At 64.2% G+C, this 758-nt stretch carries 1 protein-coding gene; it reads right to left on the reverse strand.

All coding sequences use genetic code 11. The annotated features are described in order from the left end of the window. On the reverse strand, positions 1-727 hold a 727-nt coding region (locus H9626_RS15720), incomplete at its 3' end, for a hypothetical protein (RefSeq protein WP_225231017.1). Positions 728-758 lie beyond the last annotated feature (31 nt).

The following is a 758-nucleotide window of genomic DNA, read 5'->3' on the forward strand; positions in this document are numbered from 1 at the left end:
CTTCGGCTTCCGCCTCGGCGGCTTCCGAAACCGCTTTGCGACGCTTGTGCGGCGACATGGCGAACACCGATGCACACAGCACCGCCAGCACCACGCAGATACCGCCGGCGAAGTAGAACGGCATCGCGAAATCGGGCACGCTCTGGCGCACCCAATCCATGGTCACGGTGGCGGAGGCGTCGTCCTCCCCCAGATCCACCAGAGCGACACGGGATGCATCCTCATCGGTCGTCTTCAACGTGACGGCACCCGTATCGCAAGACACGATGGTCCACATGTCAGAATCGGCGAACGCCACATCGCCCTCGCCGGACAGATCTGACCCCTGGGCCTCGGCGTCGGTCACCGACAGTGCGGTCCACTCGCTCAGTCCGGTCACACGGACGTAGGGGTTGCCGGAAATCCAGCCGGTGATGTCCTTCATCGATCCCTCGGCCACGCACACCGTGGCCTCGGCATTCTTGCTTTTCACCGTCATCGACACCCGGTCATCGACCAACCCCAGCACGCCGGGATCGGTGACCACGTAGCGCGTGCCGGAGACCGTGGCCGTGGCCACGATCTCGCGGCTGGGTTTCCAGATCGTGGCGTTCAGCACACCGAGCACAACGCAGGCCACGGCGATCAGCCCGAAGATGGGCGTGACCACGCCCCGCATGATCGTGGCATGGCGGGTCGGGCCGGCCGGGGTCTGCGGCTCGTCTTGTTCACGTTCTTCAACAGTCATAGCAACGCCCATTCTACCGTTAGCCCATAAC

This window comes from Phocaeicola faecium, assembly GCF_014837055.1.
Lineage (GTDB): Bacteria > Bacteroidota > Bacteroidia > Bacteroidales > Bacteroidaceae > Phocaeicola > Phocaeicola gallinarum.